The organism is Sphingobium fuliginis, from assembly GCF_015074805.1.
Classification (GTDB): domain Bacteria; phylum Pseudomonadota; class Alphaproteobacteria; order Sphingomonadales; family Sphingomonadaceae; genus Sphingobium; species Sphingobium fuliginis.
This window is the reverse complement of record NZ_CP060035.1, coordinates 994,885-1,018,410: the sequence shown is the minus strand read 5'-3', so window position 1 is coordinate 1,018,410 and position 23,526 is coordinate 994,885. Positions and strand designations below refer to the sequence as shown.

The 23,526-nt window shown below is 64.7% G+C and carries 20 protein-coding genes; 12 read left to right on the top strand and 8 right to left on the bottom strand.

Annotated features, from left to right (window positions below; genetic code table 11):
• Positions 1 to 66 precede the first annotated feature (66 nt).
• Positions 67 to 288, top strand: coding sequence for a DUF4170 domain-containing protein (locus tag H5V43_RS04790; RefSeq protein ID WP_025549059.1), 222 nt, complete (start codon positions 67 to 69; stop codon positions 286 to 288).
• 19 nt (positions 289 to 307) lie between these two features.
• On the opposite strand, the gene H5V43_RS04785 is transcribed toward H5V43_RS04790, so the two are convergent.
• The 4 genes from H5V43_RS04785 to carA form a co-directional block, all read right to left on the bottom strand.
• Positions 308 to 946, bottom strand: a complete 639-nt coding sequence (locus tag H5V43_RS04785; protein WP_037482410.1) for a rhomboid family intramembrane serine protease — start codon at positions 944 to 946, stop codon at positions 308 to 310.
• A 28-nt stretch (positions 947 to 974) separates the two neighbouring features.
• Positions 975 to 1,451 carry a transcription elongation factor GreA gene (greA, locus tag H5V43_RS04780; RefSeq protein WP_025549056.1) on the bottom strand — a complete coding sequence of 159 codons (477 nt, stop codon included), beginning with the start codon at positions 1,449 to 1,451 and terminating at the stop codon, positions 975 to 977.
• An 81-nt stretch (positions 1,452 to 1,532) separates the two neighbouring features.
• Positions 1,533 to 4,868 carry a carbamoyl-phosphate synthase large subunit gene (carB, locus tag H5V43_RS04775; RefSeq protein ID WP_099185814.1) on the bottom strand — a complete coding sequence of 1,112 codons (3,336 nt, stop codon included), beginning with the start codon at positions 4,866 to 4,868 and terminating at the stop codon, positions 1,533 to 1,535.
• Between the two features lie 254 nt (positions 4,869 to 5,122).
• Positions 5,123 to 6,295: a glutamine-hydrolyzing carbamoyl-phosphate synthase small subunit gene (gene carA / locus H5V43_RS04770; RefSeq protein ID WP_099185815.1), complete on the bottom strand. Its 1,173-nt coding sequence runs from the start codon at positions 6,293 to 6,295 to the stop codon at positions 5,123 to 5,125.
• A gap of 153 nt (positions 6,296 to 6,448) precedes the next feature.
• Between carA and H5V43_RS04765 the strand changes: the two genes are divergently transcribed.
• From H5V43_RS04765 to H5V43_RS04730, 8 genes are all read left to right on the top strand, one after another.
• Positions 6,449 to 6,901, top strand: a complete 453-nt coding sequence (locus tag H5V43_RS04765; RefSeq protein ID WP_025549052.1) for a GatB/YqeY domain-containing protein — start codon at positions 6,449 to 6,451, stop codon at positions 6,899 to 6,901.
• Between the two features lie 69 nt (positions 6,902 to 6,970).
• Complete coding sequence (locus H5V43_RS04760; protein ID WP_306303084.1) at positions 6,971 to 7,330, top strand: GIY-YIG nuclease family protein; 360 nt, start codon at positions 6,971 to 6,973, stop codon at positions 7,328 to 7,330.
• A complete protein-coding gene (gene dnaG / locus H5V43_RS04755) occupies positions 7,327 to 9,228 on the top strand; it encodes a DNA primase (protein WP_193666784.1) in 1,902 nt (633 codons plus the stop codon). The genes H5V43_RS04760 and dnaG overlap by 4 nt, the downstream gene beginning before the upstream one ends.
• Before the next feature lie 45 nt (positions 9,229 to 9,273).
• Positions 9,274 to 11,319, top strand: coding sequence for an RNA polymerase sigma factor RpoD (gene rpoD, locus H5V43_RS04750; protein ID WP_025549049.1), 2,046 nt, complete (start codon positions 9,274 to 9,276; stop codon positions 11,317 to 11,319).
• 185 nt (positions 11,320 to 11,504) lie between these two features.
• Entirely contained in the window at positions 11,505 to 12,203 is a 699-nt protein-coding gene (locus H5V43_RS04745) for a DUF6975 family protein (RefSeq protein WP_025549047.1), read from the top strand.
• Between the two features lie 66 nt (positions 12,204 to 12,269).
• A complete protein-coding gene (locus H5V43_RS04740) occupies positions 12,270 to 13,115 on the top strand; it encodes an AAA family ATPase (RefSeq protein ID WP_025549046.1) in 846 nt (281 codons plus the stop codon).
• A gap of 38 nt (positions 13,116 to 13,153) precedes the next feature.
• Positions 13,154 to 13,567, top strand: coding sequence for a GFA family protein (locus H5V43_RS04735; protein WP_025549045.1), 414 nt, complete (start codon positions 13,154 to 13,156; stop codon positions 13,565 to 13,567).
• Positions 13,568 to 13,661: 94 nt separating this feature from the next.
• Positions 13,662 to 14,684, top strand: a complete 1,023-nt coding sequence (locus tag H5V43_RS04730; RefSeq protein WP_025549043.1) for a hypothetical protein — start codon at positions 13,662 to 13,664, stop codon at positions 14,682 to 14,684.
• Between the two features lie 9 nt (positions 14,685 to 14,693).
• Here H5V43_RS04730 and H5V43_RS04725 read toward each other — a convergent pair whose 3' ends face one another.
• Positions 14,694 to 16,058 (bottom strand): methyl-accepting chemotaxis protein, encoded by a 1,365-nt coding sequence (locus H5V43_RS04725; RefSeq protein ID WP_025549042.1) that lies wholly within the window; start codon positions 16,056 to 16,058, stop codon positions 14,694 to 14,696.
• A 137-nt stretch (positions 16,059 to 16,195) separates the two neighbouring features.
• Between H5V43_RS04725 and H5V43_RS04720 the strand changes: the two genes are divergently transcribed.
• The gene (locus H5V43_RS04720) at positions 16,196 to 17,371 is read left to right on the top strand and encodes a vWA domain-containing protein (protein ID WP_025549040.1); all 1,176 of its coding nucleotides are present in this window, start codon (positions 16,196 to 16,198) and stop codon (positions 17,369 to 17,371) included.
• 57 nt (positions 17,372 to 17,428) lie between these two features.
• Here the strand turns inward: H5V43_RS04720 and H5V43_RS04715 are convergent, their stop codons facing one another.
• Positions 17,429 to 18,517: an anhydro-N-acetylmuramic acid kinase gene (locus H5V43_RS04715; RefSeq protein WP_025549039.1), complete on the bottom strand. Its 1,089-nt coding sequence runs from the start codon at positions 18,515 to 18,517 to the stop codon at positions 17,429 to 17,431.
• A 53-nt stretch (positions 18,518 to 18,570) separates the two neighbouring features.
• Between H5V43_RS04715 and tyrS the strand changes: the two genes are divergently transcribed.
• Both tyrS and H5V43_RS04705 read left to right on the top strand, forming a co-directional pair.
• Positions 18,571 to 19,788 carry a tyrosine--tRNA ligase gene (tyrS, locus tag H5V43_RS04710; protein WP_025549038.1) on the top strand — a complete coding sequence of 406 codons (1,218 nt, stop codon included), beginning with the start codon at positions 18,571 to 18,573 and terminating at the stop codon, positions 19,786 to 19,788.
• Positions 19,789 to 19,864: 76 nt separating this feature from the next.
• On the top strand, positions 19,865 to 20,218 hold the full coding sequence (locus H5V43_RS04705) for a PilZ domain-containing protein (RefSeq protein WP_025549037.1): 354 nt from the start codon (positions 19,865 to 19,867) through the stop codon (positions 20,216 to 20,218).
• Here the strand turns inward: H5V43_RS04705 and H5V43_RS04700 are convergent.
• Complete coding sequence (locus tag H5V43_RS04700) at positions 20,190 to 21,281, bottom strand: mechanosensitive ion channel family protein (protein WP_025549036.1); 1,092 nt, start codon at positions 21,279 to 21,281, stop codon at positions 20,190 to 20,192. The two genes, H5V43_RS04705 and H5V43_RS04700, sit on opposite strands and share 29 nt — an antisense overlap.
• 148 nt (positions 21,282 to 21,429) lie before the next feature.
• The gene (gene recG, locus H5V43_RS04695; RefSeq protein ID WP_099185990.1) at positions 21,430 to 23,493 is read right to left on the bottom strand and encodes an ATP-dependent DNA helicase RecG; all 2,064 of its coding nucleotides are present in this window, start codon (positions 23,491 to 23,493) and stop codon (positions 21,430 to 21,432) included.
• Positions 23,494 to 23,526 lie beyond the last annotated feature (33 nt).

Genomic DNA, 23,526 nt, shown 5'->3' with positions numbered 1-23,526 from the left:
CCCCTTGGACGGGTGCGGGCGGCCTGCTACGCTATGGGTTCACCGAGCAGGAGAACATAAGATACCATGAGCAAGCTGCACCTTGTAATGGGCGGTCGCGTCAAAAATCCTCAAACGCTGGAATTCGAAGATCTGAGTTCGATCGAGCTGGTCGGCGTCTATCCCGATTACAGCAGTGCAGAAAATGCCTGGCGCGGCGCTGCTCAGCGGACGGTCGACGATGCGGAGATGCGCTATGTGATCGTGCACCTGCACCGGCTGCTGGAACCCGATCTGCCCAGCGGCTGAAGAGCAGGAAAGCCGGGCGTCAGGAAAGGGGCTGGGGACGTTTGCGGAAACGCCAGCGCAGCAAAGGGCGCGTCAGCACCAGCCCCACCAGAAAGCCGCCGATATGCGCGGCAACAGCAATCTGCCCCAGGTCGCCCAATCCCTGCGCCGTGGCGAAACCGATCATGAGCTGAAGCACGATCCAGCTTGCCGCCAGCCAGAGCAGACGAACCAGATTGGCCGACACCGGTCCAACCCGCCGGACCTTCTGCTGGCTGTAGAGCAGCGCATAGGTCGCGATGACCGCCGATATGGCCCCGCTGGCGCCGACCATGGGATTGGTGGAATGCGGATCGATCGCCCATTGCAGCGCCGTCGCGCCATAGGCTCCGGCAATGTAGAGCAGCAGCGTCGCGCCCTTGTCCAGCACATGCTCCACCTGTCGCCCGCAGAAGACGAACATGAACAGGTTGAAGCCGACATGCAGCCAGTTGGCATGGACCAGCGTGCAACTGATCGGCGTCAGCCACACCGGAACGGCCGCCATGCCGGCCAGCAGGGCGCCATCCTCCACCCGTGCGGGGATGAAGCCGGCCATGATCGCGGCATTATCGACCTGCCCCGTCAGGTAAAGCAGCAGGAAGGCGACGAAGGTGATCGCCGCAATCCCGTTCGTCATGCGACCGGCAGGCAGTTTCACGGATGGATCAGATGAAATCGATCTTGTCGACCAGGTAGAATTTGTCGCCCGATGGCACCGACACCTCGACCTCCTCGCCGATCTGGCGCCCGATCAGCGCGCGGCCCAGGGGGCTGTTATAGCTGATCATGCCAAGCTTGGCGTCAGCTTCGGCCTGCCCCACGATCTGGTACTTGACCGGCTTGTCGTCCTCATCGAGCAGGGTGACGGTCGCGCCGAACACGACCTTGTCGCCCGAAAGCGTCCTGGGATCGATGATCTGGGCACGCGACAGCTTGTCTTCCAGATCGGCAATGGTGGCTTCAACCTGGCCCTGACGCTCCTTGGCGGCGTGATATTCGGCATTTTCCGACAGATCGCCGTGCGCGCGGGCTTCTTCGATGGCGTCCACGATCAACGGCCGCTCGGCCTTCAACTCGCGGAGCTGCTCGTTGAGCTTGTCATAGCCCATCTGCAGCATCGGCATCTTCTCGACGGTCGCCATTCTTGCAAATCCTTCGTCAAAACTTCCCTTTGGCGGCCCCGACCTTGGGGCCACCCGCAGCGTGCTTCCTTGTGCAGGGGATCAGGCTTGCGACACAGGATAATAGGACTGGAGCGAACGCACTTCAAGGGCATGCCCCCGAAGAGCCTCGATCGCATTCGCCGCCGCGACGCTGGCCGCCGCCGTGGTGAAGCTGGCGACCTTGGCGCGCAGCGCGCTGGTGCGGATCGCCTTGCTGTCCTTGAGCGACTGCCAGCCCTCCGTCGTGTTGAAGATCAGGTCGACGTCCCCGTCGGTGATCCTGTCGACGATATGCGGGCGCCCTTCGGCCACCTTGTTGACCGGCTGGACGGCGATGCCCTGCTCCTCCAGATAGCGGGCCGTGCCGCCCGTGGCGATGATGGCGAAGCCCAGCGCCGCCATCTTCTGCACGGCGGGCAGGATCACCGGCTTGTCGCTGTCCTTGACCGACACGAACACCGTGCCGCCCTTGGGCAGGATGGTCCCCGCGCCCAGCTGCGCCTTGGCGAAGGCCGTGGCGAAATCGCTGTCGATGCCCATGACTTCGCCGGTGCTCTTCATTTCCGGCGAGAGCACCGGATCGACGCCGGGGAAGCGGGCGAAGGGGAAGACGGCTTCCTTGACCGCGATATGGTCGATGGCGTTCCGGTCGATCTTCGGCAGATCCTTGAGCTTCTCGCCCGCCATGACGCGGCTGGCGATCTTGGCGATCGGCGTGCCGATGGCCTTGGCGACGAAGGGCACCGTCCGGCTGGCGCGGGGATTGACCTCGATCAGATAGACGACGCCGTCCTTGACCGCGAACTGGATGTTCATGAGCCCGCAGACCGACAGCGCGCGGGCGAGGACATCGGCCTGACGCTCGATCTCCGCGATGATGTCGTCCGACAGGCTGTAGGGCGGCAGCGAGCAGGCGGAGTCGCCGGAATGGACGCCCGCCTCCTCGATATGCTGGAGCACGCCGGCGACCACCACATCGTCGCCGTCGCAGAGCGCGTCCACATCCACCTCGACCGCGTCGCGCAGATACTGGTCGATCAGCACCGGGGAGTCGCCCGACACCTGAACGGCGGTGGCGATATATTCCTCCAGCTGCGCCTGACCGTCGACGATCTCCATGGCGCGGCCGCCAAGGACATAAGACGGGCGCATCAGCACCGGATAGCCGATGCGGTTGGCGACGGCGATCGCCTCCTCGCGGCTGCGCGCGATGCCGTTGGCGGGCTGCTTCAGTTTCAGCCTGTCGATCAGCGCGGCGAACCGCTCGCGGTCCTCCGCCAGGTCGATGGCGTCGGGCGACGTGCCCAGGATCGGCACGCCCGCATTTTCCAGCGCCTGCGCCAGCTTGAGCGGCGTCTGCCCACCGAACTGGACGATCACGCCGGCCAGCGTTCCGTTCGACATCTCGACGCTCAGGATTTCCAGCACGTCCTCCGCCGTCAGCGGCTCGAAATAGAGACGGTCCGACGTGTCATAGTCGGTCGACACCGTTTCCGGGTTGCAGTTGACCATGATCGTCTCATAACCCGCCTCCGCCAGCGCGAAGCAGGCATGGACGCAGCAATAGTCGAACTCGATGCCCTGCCCGATGCGGTTGGGACCGCCGCCCAGGATCACGACCTTCTTCCTGTCGCTGGGCTGCGCCTCATTCTCCGCATCGCCGAAGATCGGCGCTTCGTAGGTCGAGTACATATAGGGCGTCTTCGCCTCGAACTCGGCGGCGCAGGTGTCGATGCGCTTGAACACGGGGCGCACGCCCAGCCTGTGGCGCAGCGCGCGGACCTCATCCTCCGTGACGCCGCCGGTCATGGCCTTGACCGCTTCGTGGATCAGGCCCGACCCGCGCGCGATGCCCCGTTCCATGCCGCGCAGATTGGCCGATTTGAGCGCAAGATAGGCAAGGCGCTTGTCGGAAAAGCCCATCGACTTCAGCCGGCGCATGCCGTCAGCATCCTGCGGCAGGCCGTTGTTCAGAATTTCCGCTTCGGCGTCGATGATCTCCTTGATCCGCTCCAGGAACCAGGGGTCGAACTTCGCGATATTGTGGATTTCAGCGACGGTGAGGCCCTCGCGCAGGGCCTGCGCGGCGACCAGCAGGCGGTCGGGCGTGGGCTGGGCGAGCGCGGCGATGATGTCGTCCTTGGGCGCGCCGACGAGATGGTCGACCTCATTGAAGCCGCAAAGTCCGGTTTCCAGGCCCCGCAGCGCCTTCTGCATCGATTCATGGATGTTGCGGCCGATCGCCATCACCTCGCCCACCGACTTCATCGCGGTACCGAGCAGCGGTTCGCTGCCCTTGAACTTCTCGAAGGCGAAGCGCGGGATCTTGGTCACGACATAGTCGATGGTCGGCTCGAACGACGCGGGGGTGGCGCCGGTGATGTCGTTCTCGATCTCATCCAGCGTGTAGCCGACGGCGAGCTTCGCCGCGACCTTCGCGATGGGGAAGCCCGTCGCCTTGGAAGCCAACGCGGACGAGCGGGAAACCCGCGGGTTCATTTCGATGACGATCAGACGGCCGTCCTTCGGATTGACTGCGAACTGTACGTTCGAACCGCCTGTTTCCACGCCGATTTCACGCAGCACCGCGATGCTCGCGTTGCGCATGATCTGATATTCCTTGTCGGTCAGCGTCAGCGCGGGCGCGACGGTGATGGAATCCCCGGTATGGACCCCCATCGGATCGACATTCTCGATCGAGCAGATGATGATGGCATTGTCGTTCCGGTCCCGGACGACCTCCATCTCATATTCCTTCCAGCCGAGCAGCGATTCCTCGATCAGCACCTCGGTGGTGGGCGACGCGTCAAGGCCCGCGGCCACGATCTGCTTGAACTCGTCCTTGTTATAGGCAACGCCGCCGCCAGTGCCGCCGAGCGTGAAACTGGGGCGGATGATCGAAGGAAGCCCAGTGAATTCAAGGGCTTCCAGCGCTTCTTCCATAGTATGTGCGATGCGTGAGCGGGCGGATTCCAGCCCGATCTTGTCCATCGCGTCGCGGAATTTCAGGCGGTCCTCCGCCTTGTCGATGGCGACCGCATCCGCGCCGATCATCTTGACGCCGAACTTCTCCAGCGTGCCGTCATTGAAGAGAGCGAGCGCCGTGTTGAGCGCCGTCTGCCCGCCCATGGTCGGCAACACCGCGTCGGGGCGTTCCTTCTCGATGATCTTCGCCACGATTTCGGGCGTGATCGGCTCGACATAGGTCGCGTCGGCGAATTCCGGATCGGTCATGATGGTGGCCGGGTTGGAATTCACCAGGATGATGCGATAGCCCTCTTCCTTGAGCGCCTTCACCGCCTGCGTGCCCGAATAGTCGAACTCGCAAGCCTGGCCGATGATGATCGGACCAGCGCCGATGATGAGGATGGAGGAGATGTCGGTGCGTTTGGGCATTATTGCTCACTCATTATGCAACCGCAGTTTGCGGCATGTTCGCCTTGAAAATGCCGCTCTGCATCAGCAACGGCCTCTTCCTCTGATGAGAACGGCCCATGAAACGGGGCCGGAGACTGATCGAAGTCGGCTTCACCAACTCCTTCCACCACCAATCTCCGTCCTCGGGATCTGTATTGGTCGCAACGGCATGGGTGGTGTGAACGGTCAGATCCTCATGCTTCGTAGATGCTACGATAGTGTGAGATGACATATCAGGAACTCTGCCCCAGACCCTCAACGAACCGCTCGAACAGATAGAAGCTGTCCTGCGGGCCGGGCGAGGCTTCTGGGTGGTACTGGACCGAGAAAGCCTTCTTATCCGTCAGTTCGATGCCGCAATTGCTGCCGTCGAAGAGCGACACATGGGTCGGCTTCACATTGGCGGGCAGCGTATCGGCGTCGACCGCGAAGCCGTGGTTCATCGACGTGATCTCGACCAGACCGTCGGACAGGCGCTTGACCGGATGGTTGGCGCCGCGATGGCCCTGATGCATCTTGACGGTCTTAGCGCCCGCCGCCAGCGCCAGCATCTGGTGGCCAAGGCAGATGCCGAAGACCGGCTTGTCCGCGTCCAGCAGCTTCCGGATCACCGGCACGGCATATTCGCCGGTCGCGGCGGGGTCGCCGGGGCCGTTGGAAAGGAACACGCCGTCGGGATTATGCTCCATCACCTGCTCATAGCTGGCGGTGGCGGGCAGCACGGTGACGCGGGCGCCGGCCTTCACCAGATTGCGGAAGATATTGTTCTTCGCGCCATAATCGATCGCGACGACATGGGGCCGCTCTTCACCGGCTTCATCGAGGCCGTAGCCGAAACCCAGCTTCCACACGCCGTCCTTCCAGAGGCGGCTTTCCTTGGCGGAGACTTCGATGGCAAGGTCCATGCCCTCCAGACCCGGCCAGGCCGCAGCCCTGGCGGCCAGCGCCTCGATGTCGAACCGCCCCTCCGGATCGTGCGCGATCACGACATTGGGCGCGCCCTTGACCCGGATCAGCCTGGTCAGCGCGCGGGTGTCGACGCCGGCAAGGCCAATGCGGCCATTTTCCTTCATCCACTGATCGAAGGGCTCGACATTGCGGAAGTTGCTGGGTTCCGTCACGTCCTGCCGCACGACGCAGCCCAGCGCGTGGGGCAGCTCCGCCTCCACATCGTCCAGGTTCGTGCCGACATTGCCGATATGCGGGAAGGTGAAGGTGACGATCTGCCCCGCATAGCTGGGGTCGGTCATCACTTCCTGATAACCGGTCATGGCCGTGTTGAAGCACAGTTCGCCCACCGCATCGCCGACAGCGCCGAAGCCGCGACCGAAGACGGCGGAGCCATCGGCGAAAACCAACACCCCTGTCGCTCCTTTGGGCACAATGAGGGTTTTGGCGTCAGCCATGGTCGTATCGTCCTTTATGCTTTTGCGGGAACCCGTCTGAAGCGGGTTAAACGGCCGGTCACCTATGCGCGAGAGGCCGCGGGGTCAACTCCTGTTAAAAATCTCTTTTGGCGTTATATCTGGACCTTTCCGGAAGAGACAGGATTCATTCGCATGATTCGCGACGAGATCAAAAGCGCCCAAATCGCCGCCATGAAGGCGGGAGAGAAGGATCGGCTGGCCGCCGTGCGCCTGATCCTGGCGAAGCTGAAGGATCGCGACATAGAACTGCGCACCGCGTCCAGCGTGCCGGATGACGACACGGTCGTGGTCGAGGTGCTCCAGAAGATGGCGAAGCAGCGCCGCGAATCCATCGACATGTTCAGGAGCGGCGGCCGCGACGAACTGGCCGCGAAGGAACAGGCCGAACTGGACGTGATCGACAGCTTCCTGCCGCAACAGCTCAGCGAGGACGAGACGAAGGCCGCCATAGAGGCGATCAAGGCGGAAGTGGGCGCGGCGAGCGTCAAGGACATGGGCAAGGTCATGGCCGTGCTGAAGGAACGGCACGGATCGGTGATCGACATGAGCAAGGCCAGCGGGCTGGTGAAGGCGGCGCTTTCCTGAGGCAACATCTTCGCAATCTTCCTGCATCCGGCGCGCCCTCGACATTGATGGACGTTCCGGCATAATCGCATGATGGCGTTCTGGACCTATATGCTGCGATGCTCGGATGGGCGCTATCATACGGGTCGCACCGATGACCTCCACCATAGGATTGGACGGCATCGGGCAGGACAGGGCAGCCAATTCACACGCAGGCGCTTGCCGCTCATGCTGGTCTGGAGCGAAGCCTTTTCTTCCCGAATTGAAGCCTTGGAAGCGGAACGGATCGTCGGCGGCTGGTCGCATGCCAAAAAGGAGGCAATGATCGCGGGCAATTGGTCCTTTGTTTCCCTGCTCGCCCGGCCGCCGCGCGAGCGTTTCTCGGCTTCGCTCGAAACGAACGGAGTTCTGGCCGATGCGTTCAGGCGTGCGGATTTGAGCTGGGCATGAGCCTATCCCCGGCCTTCCTCGACGAATTGCGCGCGCGCACCTCTCTTTCCACCCTGATCGGGCGGACGGTGAAGGTGCAGAAGGCAGGCCGCGAATATAAGGCCTGCTGCCCCTTCCATAATGAGAAGACGCCCAGCTTCACGATAAACGACGAAAAGGGCTTCTATCACTGCTTCGGCTGCGGCGCGCATGGCGACGCAATCCGGTGGATGACCGATCATCGCGGCCTTCCCTTCATGGAAGCGGTGAAGGAACTGGCGCAGGCGGCGGGCATGGACGTTCCCGCGCCCGATCCGCGCGCGGCGAAACGGGCGGAACAGGCCAGGGGCCTGCATGACGTCATGGCCGCCGCGCAGGGCTTTTTCGAGGAGCAGCTTGGCGGAATTGAAGGCGCGGAGGCGAGAGCCTATCTCCAGCAGCGCGGCATCGCCGCGGGAACGGCCAGGACCTTCGGCTTCGGCTTCTCGCCTGACGGGCGGGGGCGGCTCAAGACAGCCCTCAAGGAATTTGGCGAACCGCTGCTGATCGAGGCGGGATTGCTCATCGACCCGGATGGCGCCGAGCCGGATAGCGGAAATGCCAGAAAGCGCGACAGCTATGATCGCTTCCGGGGCCGGCTGATGTTGCCGATCCGGGACATCAGAGGCCGGGTGATCGCTTTTGGCGGGCGCATATTGGGCGCGGGCGAACCCAAATATCTGAACTCCCCCGACACGCCGCTCTTCGACAAGGGGCGGACGCTCTACAATATCGACCGGGCCTCCCCCGCCAGCCGGCAGACGGGCCGGATCATCGTCGTGGAGGGCTATATGGACGTGATCGCCCTCGCCCAGGCCGGCTTTGAAGAATCGGTGGCGCCCCTGGGCACGGCGCTTACGGAACATCAGATCGAGCGCCTGTGGAAGATGGCCGATGTGCCGATCCTCTGTTTCGACGGCGATTCGGCGGGGCAGAAGGCCGCGATCCGTGCAGCGACCCGGGCCCTGCCCCTGCTCCGACCGGGCATGAGCCTGGCCTTTGCGACTCTGCCGGCCGGGCAGGACCCGGACGACCTCATCCGCGCGGAGGGGCCTGCGGCGATGGAAGCGGTGCTGGGCGCCGCCGAACCGCTGGTCGAGCGCCTTTGGAAATATGAACAGGCTGCCGCGCCGCTGGATACGCCGGAGCAGCGCGCCGCGCTCAAGCAGCGCCTGTCCGCGATCACCGACGCCATCGCCCATCCCGACGTGCGGGCGCATTATGTCCACGCCTTTCGGGAACGCTATGACGCGCTGTTCTTCGCGCGGGCGGCCTTCCAGCCCCGTCATCAGCGCGGCGGGGGCAGCGCCCGCTCCGGCTGGCAGCGCGACCGGCGCGGCAATTGGAAGCCCCCCCTGCCCCCCGCAGGAAGCGAGGCAAGGGCGATCGGCGCAAGCGGCATGGAGCAGCGGCTTTTGCGCGCCGTCCTCGCCAGCCTGCTTCGGCATCCCGATCAGATTGCGCTGCATCGCGAGATGCTTATCGGGCTTCGCATCGCCGACACCGTGCTGGCGGAACTGCTGAACGCGATGATCGCGGCCTCGTTCAGCAAAGAAACAGTTGAAACCGGTGGCCTCCTTACCATATTGGGGCAAGGTGAAGTGTATAATATGGCGAAGGGAATGCTTCGGGCCGACACGTTCACATTCACCCCCCATGGAAGCAAGGCCGACTCGGATCGCGTGCGGCGCGATCTGAACGAGGCCATTCGGGTGATGGCGCAGGGACCGGAGCTGGAGGCGGCGTTGGCTGAAGCCACCCGGCGGGCGAGAGACGACCTCAACGAGGACAGCTTTGCTGAACAGCAAAGGGTCCGCAAGTTGAAGCTGGATCATGATCGCCGCCTGGCGGAACTGGCGCAGTCCGAAGATATTATATGATATGGATCGTCCCTTTCACGGGGGCGGCGGAATTAAGGCGAATAAATGGCGAGCAAGGCGAACAGCAAGGGTGCGGGCGAGGATACGGATACCGGCGATGCACCGCTGCTGGATCTGAACGAGGCGTCGGTCAAGAAGCTGATCGCCCGCGCCAAGAAGCGCGGCTACATCACCTATGACGAGCTGAACGACGCGCTGCCGCAGGACCAGATGTCCTCCGAGCAGATCGAGGACATCATGTCCGCGCTCAACGAAATGGGCGTGAACATCGTCGAGAATGAGGAAGCCAGCGAGGACGGCGAGGATCAGCGCGACGACGGCGACGACGACAGCGCCGACGACAGCGCCGACGACGATGGCTCGCCGCGTCCCGTTACCGAGAAGAAGAAGGAAACGGTCGACCGCACCGACGACCCCGTGCGCATGTACCTGCGCGAGATGGGGGCCGTGGAACTGCTCAGCCGCGAGGGCGAGATCGCCATCGCCAAGCGGATCGAGGCGGGCCGCGACACGATGATCCTGGGGCTGTGCGAAAGCCCGACCACCTTCAACGCGATCATCGAATGGTCGACCGCGCTCAACAATGGCGAGATGCAGCTGCGCGAGATCCTGGATCTCGACGCGATGCTGTCCAAGGATCCCGCTCCGGAAAATCTGGAGGAAGGCGCCGAGGACGACGATGGCGAGATCAGCGAGAAGACCGCCGGACCCAGCTTCAAGGAAGAGGAGGAACCGGAGGAGGAATCAGCCGATTCCGACGAGGATGAGGACGGCCTGACGGAGCGGCGCGCCCGCCGGATGGAGGAGGAGGAAGAGGAGGACAACACCCTCTCCCTCGCCCAGATGGAAGAGACGCTGAAGCCGATGGCGCTGGAGAAATTCGCGACCATCACGGAGATTTTCCGCACCTTCTCCAAGGCGCAGGAATCGCGCATGGCCGCCATGGCCAATGGCGAGACGCTGAGCCAGAAGGCGGAGGACGACTATCAGGAACTGCGCGAGCAGCTCACCGCCGAGGTCGAAAGCGTCCAGTTCCACCAGCAGAAGATCGAATATCTGGTCGACCAGCTTTACGCCTATAACCGGCGCCTGACCGCGCTGGGCGGGCAGATGCTGCGCCTGGCCGAACGGCACAAGGTGAGCCGCAAGGATTTCCTCGACCGCTATGTCAATCATGAGCTGGACGATGGCTGGCTCGACAAGGTGTCCGGTCTGGACAAGAAATGGGCCGCCTTCGCCGCAGCCGAGGGGCGCGCGGTCGAGCGCATCCGCCTTGAGGTGAGCGAGATCGCGCAGGCGACCGGCATGTCGCTGTCCGAATTCCGCCGCATCGTCAACATGGTGCAGAAGGGCGAGCGCGAGGCGCGCATCGCGAAGAAGGAAATGGTCGAGGCGAACCTGCGCCTCGTCATCTCCATCGCTAAAAAATATACGAACCGCGGCCTGCAATTCCTTGATCTTATTCAGGAAGGCAATATCGGCCTGATGAAGGCGGTCGACAAGTTCGAATATCGGCGCGGCTACAAGTTCAGCACCTACGCGACCTGGTGGATCAGGCAGGCGATCACTCGCTCCATCGCGGATCAGGCGCGGACCATCCGCATCCCGGTCCACATGATCGAGACGATCAACAAGCTGGTCCGTACCAGCCGCCAGTTCCTGCACGAGCAGGGCCGCGAACCGACTCCGGAGGAGATGGCCGAGCGGCTGTCCATGCCGCTGGAGAAGGTGCGCAAGGTGATGAAGATCGCCAAGGAGCCGATCTCCCTCGAAACGCCGATCGGCGACGAGGAGGATTCGCATCTGGGCGATTTCATCGAGGACAAGAATGCGATCATACCGGTGGACGCCGCGATCCAGGCGAACCTCAAGGAAACCGTCACCCGCGTGCTTGCCTCGCTGACCCCGCGTGAGGAGCGCGTGCTGCGCATGCGCTTCGGCATCGGCATGAACACCGACCATACGCTGGAGGAGGTCGGCCAGCAGTTCAGCGTGACCCGCGAACGAATCCGCCAGATCGAGGCGAAGGCGCTGCGCAAGCTCAAGCACCCCAGCCGCAGCCGCAAGATGCGCAGCTTCCTCGACCAATAGCGGCGCCTCGGCAGACCGAGGCGGCAACGCGGCGCCTCGGCAGACCGAGGCGGCAACGCGGCGGAATGATCCAAAAGGGCGGCTTCGGGCCGCCCTTTTTTACTGGCGTAAACTCCTCTTTTACCTCGACTCTCTAGGGTCGCCTGCACGAGGCCGCGCCAGCAGCGGGGCTTTAGGGGAAGACGATGAGCGAAGCAGCACCGCGCTATCAATTTGGCGATGTATCGCAGATCCTGGACGCCGTGGTCGCCGCCGACGGCACGGCCGGGCATGGCTATGCCAGTGGCGCGCGGGCCAGCTTCGGCCCCAATGCCACGCTGTCGCTGCCCGATCTGGCCGATGCCGCCTATTATCTTTGCCTTCTGCATGGCCGCCACCCCGGCGTGATCGACCATGCCGCCACGCGGTCGGCGGACAATGCGGCGCGCGCCTGGCTGATCCAGGCGGCCGACGCCTTCGCGCGGGAACGAGCCTATCTGACCCAGGTGACGGTCGCGGTCGGCCCCGCCCCCAGCACGGCGGGGCAGAGCGATTGCGAAACCGTCGTCAGCCAGCAGCGCCACGCCCTCGACATGCTGGCCCAGTCGGACCGGCGCGGCTGCGCGATGGGGGCGGCCATCGCGCTGGTGCTCGACTGGCGGGCCGTGCGGCATGTGCTGGACATCGCCGCGATTCGCGTCGGGCTGGAACCCCATGTCTGCGACCTTCCGGACCGCGCGGCGACGCTGGAGGTCGCCAGGGAAATCGGCGGCGACGATGCCATCGACCGCGCCATCCTGTTCGGAACGCGCCAGTTGCTGAACCAGCATCGCGGGCTGTGGGACGTCCTTCAGGCCCGCGCGAAGATCCGCGCCGGCAAGGACCAGGCCGCAAGCCGCGCATAAAGGCTTTGCGCTCCTCCCCTGCTTTGCCATAGTTGGCCCGACACAGGCAGGATGAGAAGCAGGAACATGCGGTTTGAAGGCACGCGGGATTATGTCGCCACCGATGATCTGAAGGTCGCCGTCGACGCCGCGGTGCTGCTTCGCCGTCCGCTGCTGGTGAAGGGGGAGCCGGGCACCGGCAAGACCGTGCTGGCGCAGGAAATCGCCAAGGCGCTGGACGCTCCGCTGATCGAATGGAACGTCAAGTCGACGACCAAGGCGCATCAGGGACTTTATGAATATGACGCCGTCGCCCGCCTGCGCGACGGCCAGCTGGGCGATCCGCGCGTTCACGACATCGGCAATTACATCCGCAAGGGCAAGCTGTGGGAGGCATTCACCTCCCCCACCCTGCCGGTCCTGCTGATCGATGAGATCGACAAGGCCGACATAGAATTCCCCAACGACCTGTTGCAGGAACTCGATCGCATGGCCTTCCATGTCTATGAAACGGGGGAGGCCGTGGCGGCGAAGGAACGGCCCGTGGTCGTCATCACCTCCAATAACGAGAAGGAACTGCCCGACGCCTTCCTGCGCCGCTGCTTCTTCCACTATATCAAATTTCCCGACCGGGAGACGATGCAGGCCATCATCGACGTGCATTTCCCCGGCATCCAGAAGATATTGGTCAACCGCGCTCTCGAAATATTCTACGAAATCCGGGAGGTGCCCGGCCTCAAGAAGAAGCCGTCCACCAGCGAACTGCTCGACTGGCTGAAGCTGATCCTGGCGGAGGACATGCCGCTCGACATATTGCAGGACCGCGATCCCACCAAAGCGATCCCGCCGCTGCACGGCGCGCTGCTCAAGAATGAGCAGGACATCATGATGTTCGAACGGCTCGCCTTCATGGCCCGGCGGCAGGGGCGATAGGGACCACTCCACCCCCGCTCAACGAAAGGCCGCGAACCATGACTCATCAAGCCGGATGCCTGTGCGGACAGGTGCGGATCAGCATCGATGCGGAACCCCTGGCGGCGCGCATGTGCTGGTGCCGGCTCTGCCAATATCTGGGCGGCGGATCGGGCACGGTGAATGTCTGCTTCCCTTCCGACAAGCTGACCGTCACCGGCGACCTGCGCTGGCACCACAGCGTCGCGGACAGCGGCAATGCGATGCGGCGCGGCTTCTGCCCCGAATGCGGCACGCCGCTGTTCAGCCTGGCCGAATCGCGTCCGCACCTGACATTCGTCCGCGCCGGAGCGCTTGACGATCCCGACCTTCTGGCCCCCCAGGCCGTCATCTGGACCGACGCGGCGCCCGCCTGGGCGCATCTGGACCCTGATCTGCCCCATTATCCGGCACAAATGCCCCCCGTAAGCTAAAAGGCCGCTTGCGCTGCCGGTGCATTTCGGCTCAACTTTCCTCCTGACATTCAAAGCCGCGAAAAGACGGCCATGAATTTAGGGAAGGATGCCAATGCCCAAGCGTGCGTTGTCCCTTTTATCGGCGGTGCTGGCCTTGTCAGCGCCTGCGTTCGCGCACGCTGCCGAGGAACGGGAAGCCTGGACACCCACCGCCACCGCCCTGCGCGCCGACGCCGCGGGGATCGGCATGCCGCAAAGCGTGGCCGGCCTGTCGCTCGCCAAGAGCGGGGAGGTTTCCAACGGCGGCAAGGGCATCGACAATTACGCGCAATATCTGTCCGACGACGGCGCGGTCCAGGCGACGCTCTATGTCTATCTGCCCAGCTATGCCGACGCCTCGCTCGCCGCCTATATGACGGACAAGGCCGTGACGGAGCGTTTCGGAGCAAGGACGCGCCGCACCGCTTATTCCAGCGTCGCGGTGGCCGGACATGCCAATGGCGCCATCCGCGCCGTCTATGACGATGCCGCCGACGGCGCGCTCACCACGGCTGCGGCTTTCCTGCACGCCGGGCGATGGCTGGTGAAGCTCCGCGTCACCGGGCCGACGGAACGGCGGAAGGAAGTGCTGGCCGGGCTGGACGGCATGCTGGCGGGTCTTCAGTTCGATGATGCATCCTCGATCCATGCGACCAGGCCCGCTCGACTGGCCGCCTGCCCCGCCAATGAAGGCGGCGACGCCCGCCTCACCGCGCAAACCACGTCCGCGCCCGCCGATATTTCCCTGCCGCGCGAAGGGCAGGAACCGCTCTGCATAAGGGGCAAGGTCGACACCGCCGAGGGCAGCTACGACATTCTCCAGCAGGCCGGCGCCGCAGATGGCGCGATCATCGTGCCGGTGGACGACGCAGGCACCATGGTCGCGTTCGATCCCGCGAAGGACGGCTATCGGCTCTCCATCCATTCCGTGGGTCAGACCGACCTCTACGGCGTCTATGACAAGGTGCCGAGCGCCCGCCAGATCGCCCAGATCCTGGACGGAAAGGACCCTCAGACGGCCCAGGCCGGCGCGACCGCCGACTATGCCGCCAATGGCGAGGTGACGGTGCGGACGGCTGGCGTGAAGCTGCGCTGAGAGGGGCGATCAGATCAGATAGCCGACCTCATAAAGCCCCCAGCGCCGTCCGCTGAACATCAGCGGCACGAACACGCTGCGCAATGCCCGATAACGCCCCTCGCCCAAGTCCTGACGGTAGGTGAACAGGAAGAAATCCCCATCGCCGTCCAGCGCGCGGCGGGTCTGGCTGTCCATGAATATCTGCCGGTTGCGGGCATGTTCCATGTTCCAGCGCGTCTGCCCAGGCCGCTGCGGCTGGCTGCGCGCGCTGATATGCGTCGGCAGATAGCCGTTCATGTCGATCAGGCAGCAGCCGACGATGGCGCTGTCCTGCGCGGTCCGCCGGTCGAGCAAGGGCTGCACGCAGCGGTCGGCAAAGGCGGTGAAGCCATTTTCATATTGCATCGGGTCGGAACCGGGCAGCGGCCGGTAGGCGGTATCGAACAGGCCGCCCATGTCCAGTTCCCCCTCCGCCAGCGCCCGCTCGATCAGCGCCTGAATCTCCTCCGCGCCTTCTTCGGCCAGGGCGATATAGCGGCTGTTGCGCGTGACATGGCCGCTATGCGCCGCCCGGTTGAGCATCGCGTTCGCCATCCCCTCCAGCCCTTCCAGGTGGCCGCGCGCGGTTTCGACGCGGGTCGCACTTTCCGTCGCCGACTGGCTGAAACGGGCAAGTCCCTGACGCAGGGCCGCGACGTCGCCATCGGCCTCGTCCGTGCAGGTGACGATCGTTTCAGACCGATCCCCGAACTGCGTCACCAGCGAAGCGATCTCGGCCATGCTGACCCGCAGCGTATCGATATGCGAACCGACTTCGCGGCCGCGCAGGATATTGGCCTCCACCCCGCCGATCAGTTGCCGGGCATCGCGGTCCAGCTGGCCCAGCTTGTCGCCCACGGACGCGGCGGACTCGCCCGCCTGCCCGGCCAGCCGCCGGATCTCGTCCGCCACCACGGCAAAGCCCTGCGTCGCCTCGCCGCCGCGGGCCGCCTCGATCGCGGCGTTCACGCCCAGAAGGCGGGTCTGGCGGGCGATCGCGCCCAGTTGCCCCGAAATATCGCCGACCGTCTCGATGACGTCCAGGAACTGACGCAGATGCCCTTCCAGTCCGGTCACATTCTCGATCAGTTCCGTGATCTGGCCCAGGGAACGTCCGATCGCCTCATGCCCCTGCGCGATGATCTGCCCCGCCCGACGCGCCGTAAGGCTGAGTTCCTGCGCCGCGAGCACGCTTTCATTCTGGCTGACGGCCAGCGCCTCCATCGTCGACTGCAATTCCCCCAGATGCGCCGAATCCGCCTGGATGCGGCGGGTCAGTTCCCCCAGGAAACCCGCCGTTTCGCTGCATTGCAATGCGATGTCGCCCGATCTTTCCCCCAGGTCGGTCAACAAATCCCCGTTTTCCAATGATCGCCGCCCTATTCCGCCCGATATGGATACTGCCTTGTTAACGATGCATTGCAACACTTAACATTCCGACAACGCCCCGCGCTTGCATGATCGGGCAAGCTGGCGGACAAGGGGCCGTCATGATGCTCAACTTTCTCGACGCGCTGCGCGCTGCCGGCATTCCCGCCGGCATAAAGGAACATCTGCTGCTGCTGGAGGCGCTGGACCGGGACGTCATCGGGCAGCGGCCCGAGGATTTCTATTATCTCGCCCGCGCCACCTATGTGAAGGATGAGGGACTGATCGACCGTTTCGACCAGGTGTTCGCCCGCGTCTTCAAGGGCGTGCTGGGCAGCGAAGGGGTCGAGGCGGACATTCCCGAGGAATGGCTGCGGCTGGTGGCGGAGAAATTCCTCAGTCCGCAGGAGATGGAGAAGATCAGGTCGCTGGGAAGCTGGGACGAGATCATGGAGACGCTGAAGAAGCGGCTGGAGGAGCAGAAGGGGCGTCATCAGGGCGGCAATAAATGGATCGGCACCGGCGGCACCTCGCCCTTCGGCCATGGCGGCTATAATCCGGAGGGGGTGCGGATCGGCGGCGAGAGCCGGCACAAGCGCGCCATCAAGGTGTGGGAAAAGCGCGAATTCGCCAATCTGGACAATCAGAAGGAACTGGGCACCCGCAACATCAAGGTCGCGCTGCGGCGGCTGCGCCGCTTCGCGCGGGAGGGGGCGGCGGACGAGCTGGACCTGGACGAAACGATCCGGGGAACCGCGCGGCAGGGCTGGCTCGACATCCGCATGCGGCCGGAGCGGCACAATGCGGTGAAGCTGCTCCTGTTCCTGGACGTGGGCGGATCGATGGACCCGTTCATCACGCTTTGCGAGGAGCTGTTCTCGGCAGCGACGAGCGAATTCAAGAATATGGAATTCTTCTACTTCCACAACTGCCTTTACGAAGGCGTGTGGAAGGACAACCGCCGCCGCTTTTCGGAGCGAACGCCGACCTGGGACATCCTCCACAAATATGGGCATGACTATAAGGTGATCTTCGTCGGGGACGCGGCGATGAGCCCCTATGAGATCAGCCATCCCGGCGGCTCGGTCGAACATATGAACGAGGAACCGGGCGCAACCTGGCTGAGCCGCGTGCTGCACACCTATCCGGCCGCCGTGTGGCTGAACCCCGCGCAGGAAGCGCATTGGGGCTATAGCCAGTCGACCAGGATGATCCGCGAAATCATGAATGGCCGCATGTATCCCCTGACGATCGAGGGGATTGACGACGCCATGCGAGAACTGACGCGCAAGCGGTGAACCGGGCCGATTCAGCGATATTCCCCCCTCCGCAGGCGGGAGGGTGTCAGGGAAATGTCATGCCGGTTCGAAGAGCACGCCCCCCGTCATCGGCCGCGGCGCGCCGGTCGTGCCGGGGAAACTGATCGGCAGGCCCTTCATATGGCGGACAGCCATATAGGCGAAACCCTGCGCCTCCAGGGCGTCCCCGTCCCATCCGAGGTCGTCCACCGGTCGGACCTCCGCCCCGGTATAATCGCCCAGCATGCGCATCAGCGTCGCATTGTGGCGCCCGCCACCCGCGACATAGATGCGCTTGGGCCGCTCCGCGAGATGCCCGAGCCCGCGCGAGACCGCCGCGGCGGAAAAGGCCGTCAGCGTCGCGGCGCCATCCGCCAGCGGCAGCCCGCGCACGGCATCGATGGTGAAGGCCTCGCGGTCTATGCTCTTGGGCGGAGGGACGGCGAACCAGGGATCGGCCAGCATGTGCGCCAGCCGATCTTCATCCACCCGGCCGCCGGCCGCCGTCGCGCCGTTCTCATCGAAGCTCCGGTCGCCATGGCTCTGCATCCAATTGTCGATGAGGCCGCTCGCCATGCCGGTATCGAAGGCGACGATTTCCCCGTCGGCGGCGATGGCGGTGATGTTGGCGACCCCGCCCAGGTTCAGCACCGCAACGGGTTTCGCCAGATCATGGGCCAGGGCGCAGTGATAGACGGGGAGCAGCGGAGCGCCCTGTCCGCCCGCCGCGACATCGGCGCTGCGCAGGTCCGCGACGACGGGAATGCCGAAGGCCCCCGCCAGGGCGGCGCCGTCCCCGATCTGCCAGGTCCAGCGCCATTCGGGGCGGTGCGCCACGGTATGGCCGTGGAAGCCGATGACGGCGACGTCCTGCGTGACATGGCCGCTGCGGGCCAGCAGGTCCGACACCGCCTCGACATGAAGCTCGGTCAGTTCTTCCTCGACCGCGTGGATGAGCGGTTCGAACCCCGGCCTGTCCATCGCCATGGCGCGCCCGCAGGCTTCGGCCAGGCGAAGGCGGAACCCCTCGCCATAGGGCATGGCATGGAAAGCGATGCCCTTGCTGGCGCCCTCGCCATCGGTCTCGATCAGCGCGGCGTCTATGCCGTCGCGGGATGTGCCCGACATCAGGCCTATTGCGAGCATCGAATGATCCTGCCTCTTTTACGTTATTCCTCTCAATGCTACAGGGCCGCGCCATGAGCAACTACCAGTCCGATCTGCTCCGCCTGCTCGAAGCGCGCGGCTATATCCACCAGTTGACCGATGCGGAGGGTCTGGACGCCCTGGCCGCCAGGCAGGTCGTGCCGGGCTATATCGGCTTCGATCCCACGGCGCCCTCGCTGCATGTGGGCCATCTGGTGTCGATCATGATGCTGCGGCAGTTGCAGAAGGCCGGGCACAAGCCCATCGTCCTGATGGGCGGCGGCACCGGCAAGATCGGCGATCCCAGCTTCAAGGACGAAGCGCGCAAGCTGCTGACCACCGACGCCATCGCGCAGAATGTCGGCAGCATCAAACGCGTGTTCGAACGGTTCCTGACATTCGGCGACGGACCGACCGACGCGATCATGGTCGACAATGCGGATTGGCTGGACCGGCTGGAATATATCCCTTTCCTGCGCGACATCGGCCAGCATTTCTCGGTCAACCGGATGCTGAGCTTCGATTCGGTGAAGCTGCGGCTGGACCGGGAACAGTCGCTGAGCTTCCTGGAATTCAACTATATGATCCTCCAGGCCTATGACTTTCTGGAACTGTCGCGCCGTTCGGCCTGCCGGTTGCAGATGGGCGGATCGGACCAGTGGGGCAATATCGTCAACGGCGTCGAACTGGCGCGACGGGTGGACGGCACGCAGGTGTTCGGGCTGACGACCCCGCTGCTCACCAATGCCGACGGCACCAAGATGGGCAAGACCGTGGGCGGCGCGGTGTGGCTCAACGAGGATCAGCTTTCCAGCTATGATTACTGGCAGTTCTGGCGCAACACGGCCGATGCCGACGTCGCCAGCCGGCTGCGGCTGTTCACCGACCTGCCGATGGACGAGGTGGAACGGCTGGCCGCCCTGCAGGGCGCGGAGATCAACGAGGCGAAGAAGGTCCTGGCGAACGAGGCGACGGCGCTCTGCCGCGGCGCCGATGCCGCCGCCGCCGCCGCGGAGACGGCCCGCCGGACTTTCGAGGAGGGCGCCTCCGATGCCAATCTGCCGACCGTCAGCCTTGGCGCGGACGGGCTGAACATCGTGCAGGGCACCGCCGCGCTGGGCTTTGCCGCCTCCAACAAGGAAGTGCGGCGGAAGCTGGCGGAAGGCGCCATCCGCGTCAATGGAGAGGTGGTGAACGACCCCGCCCTGCCCCTGAAGGCGGGGGACAAGGTCAGCTTCGGCGCGAAGAAGCACGGGCTGGTAACCGCCTGAAATCGAAAGAGCGTGCAGCGCGCCTTAACCATGGAAGGTAAGGAATAGGCCACCTTCCTTATCTTATCCTGCGGGCATGCCTTCGGTGTTCGCAAGCCTGTCCCATCTGAACCAGTCGCGGGACCCCGCCGCCAACCAGCGACGCGTGCAGCGGGATCTGGTCGATATGGTCAGCCATATCACCGCGCAGGGGCGAACCCATGGCGCGCGGATCATCAACATCTCCGCCCTGGGATTGATGTGCCGGACGGATGCGCCGTTGGCCATGGGTGAACGGGTGACGATATGGCTGCCCGTGGTGAAGGACCATGCCGGGCACGTGCGCTGGTCGGAAGACGGGCGGATCGGCGTCGAGTTCCTGAGGCGGATCGAACCGCATGTCTATGACGCGATGCTGTCCCTCATTCCGCCACGGCAGACGGCCTGGTAAACGCCTTCCCAAGATCATCCCCCGCCTCCAGCCGCTGGCGCGAACGGACCAGCGCCTGCGGCATTTGCGTGCGCAGGAAATTCATCATCGCCTCCCGCACCTCGCAGCGCAGGTCGAAGGCTATGCCGGCGTTGCGGGCGCTCAGCAGGCCGCGCAGCTCCAGCGCATCGGCGCGCTGGTCGGTGACCTGCAATATCGCGACCCGCCCATCCCAGCGGCTGTTGGCCTTGACCGCCTCGATGAATTTCGCCCGGATCGCCTCTATGTCGGCGGCAGGATCGACGTAAAGGAATACGGTGCCGAGCAGGTCGGAGGTTTTCGTCGTCCAGTTCTGGAACGGCTTTTCCAGGAAATAGGAAACAGGCACGATCATCCGCCGGTCGTCCCAGATGCGGATGACGACATAGGTCAGCTTGATGTCCTCGATCCGGCCCCACTCGCCCTCGACGATCACGACATCGTCCAGCCGGATCGGTTCTGAAAAGGCCATCTGGATGCCGGCGATCAGGTTCTTGAGCGCGGGCTGCGCCGCCGCGCCGACGGCCAGCCCGGCCAGCCCCGCCGACGCCATCAGCGTAACCCCGACGCTCCGCACGCCGGGAATGGCGATCAGCATCAGCGAGACGATCAGGAAGCCGACGATGAACTGCGTCACGCGGTAGAGGATGCGGATGCGGGTATGCTGCCGCCGGGCCTTCAGATTATCCTCCACGCTGATGTCGCTGCGGCGCTCCAGGATGATGCGCCCCGCCCGCATCAGGGAAAAGATCAGCCAGCCCATCAGCAGGATGAACAGCATTTTCGACCCGATGGACCAGATCGCCTCCACATTCGGGCTGAAGGTCAGCGGCTGGATGCCCGCCGCCAGCGTCATGAGGACGATCAGCCAGCGGCTGGGGTGATAGAGGGCGGGAAGGATCACCGGCTCTATCCGCATCCGCCGCACGATGCGGGTCGCCAGCCAATAGACCAGCCAATGGAGCAGGAAGGCGACGGCGACCGACAGGCCGATCGAGATCGCCGCCATCGACGTGACATGGTGCAGGCTGATGTCGGATTGCATGGTCCTGCAACGACAGGGCCGCGGGATGGTTTCGCAGGTGCGGCAGGCCGTTGCTTCCAAGATGCGTGCCGACCCTGCGAGGGAAACGCCGCCCGGTCGCACAGCCGCCGGCACCGCGTTCCTGCCTTCGCCAGAACAGGCAGCGATCCTACCCGCTGCGCAGCAGACCCACCGCCGCGTCGCGCTCGAAAAGATAGAGGCAGGTTCTGGCCGCCTGCCCCCGCGCCTCGCTCAGTCCCCCATCGCGGTCGATCAGCAGATGCGCGTCGTCGCGCGCCGGATCGAGCAGGGCGGAGAGATGCTCCGGCGTCGCCAGCTTCAACTGCTGCTCGCCCGACTGGCGCGTGCCCAATATCTCCCCCGCGCCCCGCAGGCGCAGGTCTTCCTCGGCTATGCGGAAACCGTCATTGGTGTCCCGCATCAGGGCCAGCCGCGCCCGGGCGGTCTCGCTCAGCGCATTGCCGCGCAGCAGGATGCAGACCGACTGGTTCTGCCCCCGCCCCACGCGCCCGCGCAACTGGTGAAGCTGCGCCAGGCCGAAGCGGTCGGCCCCTTCGATGATGATGAGGTTGCTGTTGGGAACGTCGACGCCGACCTCGATCACGGTGGTCGCCACCAATATCTTCGCCCGGGCGGAGGCGAAGGCTTCCATCGCGGCGTCCTTCTCCGGCCCCTTCATCCGGCCGTGCACGATCGCGACCCGCTCGCCGAAGCGCATCCGCAGCGTCTCCGCCCGCGCCTCGGCGGCGGCAAGGTCGCTATTCTCGCTTTCCTCGACCAGCGGGCAGACCCAATAGGCCTGCCCCCCGCCCTCCACATGGCGGGCCAGCGCCTCCACCACTTCGTCCAGACGCCCGGAGGACATGACGACGGTCTGGATCGGCTGCCGGCCCGGCGGCATCTCGTCCAGGCGGGACACGTCCATCTCGCCATAATAAGTGAGCGTCAGCGTGCGCGGGATCGGCGTGGCGGTCATCACCAGCAGGTGCGGCGCACGCTCCGCCTTGGCCGCCAGCATCATGCGCTGCGCGACGCCGAAGCGATGCTGCTCGTCGATCACCGCCAGGGCGAGGTTCTTGTATCGCACCGCATCCTGGAAGATGGCGTGGGTGCCGACCAATATGTCGATGCTCCCGTCCGCCAGTCCCATGAGGGTGGATTCGCGCGCCTTACCCTTTTCGCGCCCGGTCAGGATGGCAATATTCACCGGCAGGCCCGACGCCATCCGGCGCAACGTTTCATAATGCTGGCGGGCAAGGATTTCGGTCGGCGCCAGCAGCGCGCCCTGCGCCCCCGCCTCGACCGTGTTGAGCAGCGCCATCAGCGCGACCAGCGTCTTGCCCGACCCCACATCGCCCTGCAACAGGCGCAGCATGGGCACGGGCTGGGCCATGTCGCCCTCTATTTCCATGAAGGCGCGGCTCTGCGCGCCGGTCGGCGCAAAGGGCAGCTTGAGCATGGCGCGCAACCGGCCGTCACCGGCAACGGGCACGCCCCGGCGCCTGCGGGACGACTGGCGCACCAGCATCAGCGCAAGCTGCCCGGCGAATATCTCGTCATAGGCGAGCCGCTCGCGGGCCAGCGCGTCGGTGGGATCGGCATGGATGCGATGCAGGGCCTCCCGCCATCCGGGCCAGCCCTTGCGGGCGAGCAGGCTGGGCTCGATCCATTCGGGCAGTTCGGGGGCGCGGGCCAGCGCCTGCGCCACCAGGTCGCGCAGGCGATTGTTGGTCAACCCTTCGGACAGGCCATAGACCGGCTCCCGCGCGGGAATGGTGGCGGCTTCCTCCGGCGGAAGGACATGGTCGGGATGCACGATCTGCAGATTGTCGCCATAGGCCTCCAGCTTGCCGGAGACGAACTTCGCTTCGCCCAGCGGCAGCAGCTTGCGCGGCCAGGCGCTGTTGCGGCCGAAATAGACCAGCGCGACGCTGTTCCCGTGCCGGTCCTGCGCAATCACGCGGAACGGCGCGCGGGCGCTGCCGGACGCGCGATAATCGGTGGGCGTCAGCGTGATGCCGATGATCCGGCCTGAATCGCCCAGGATCAGCTCGTCCACCATGCGGCGGTCGATGAAGCTGACCGGAAGATGGAAGGCGACGTCGACGGCGCGCGCCAGGCCCAGCCGCTCCAGCGGTTTTGCCAATGTTGGGCCGACGCCTTTCAGCGCTTCGATTTCGGTGAAGAGTGGGTTGAGGATATCGGGTCGCATGGCTATCTGCATGCGTCTAGCCCAGCCGGGACG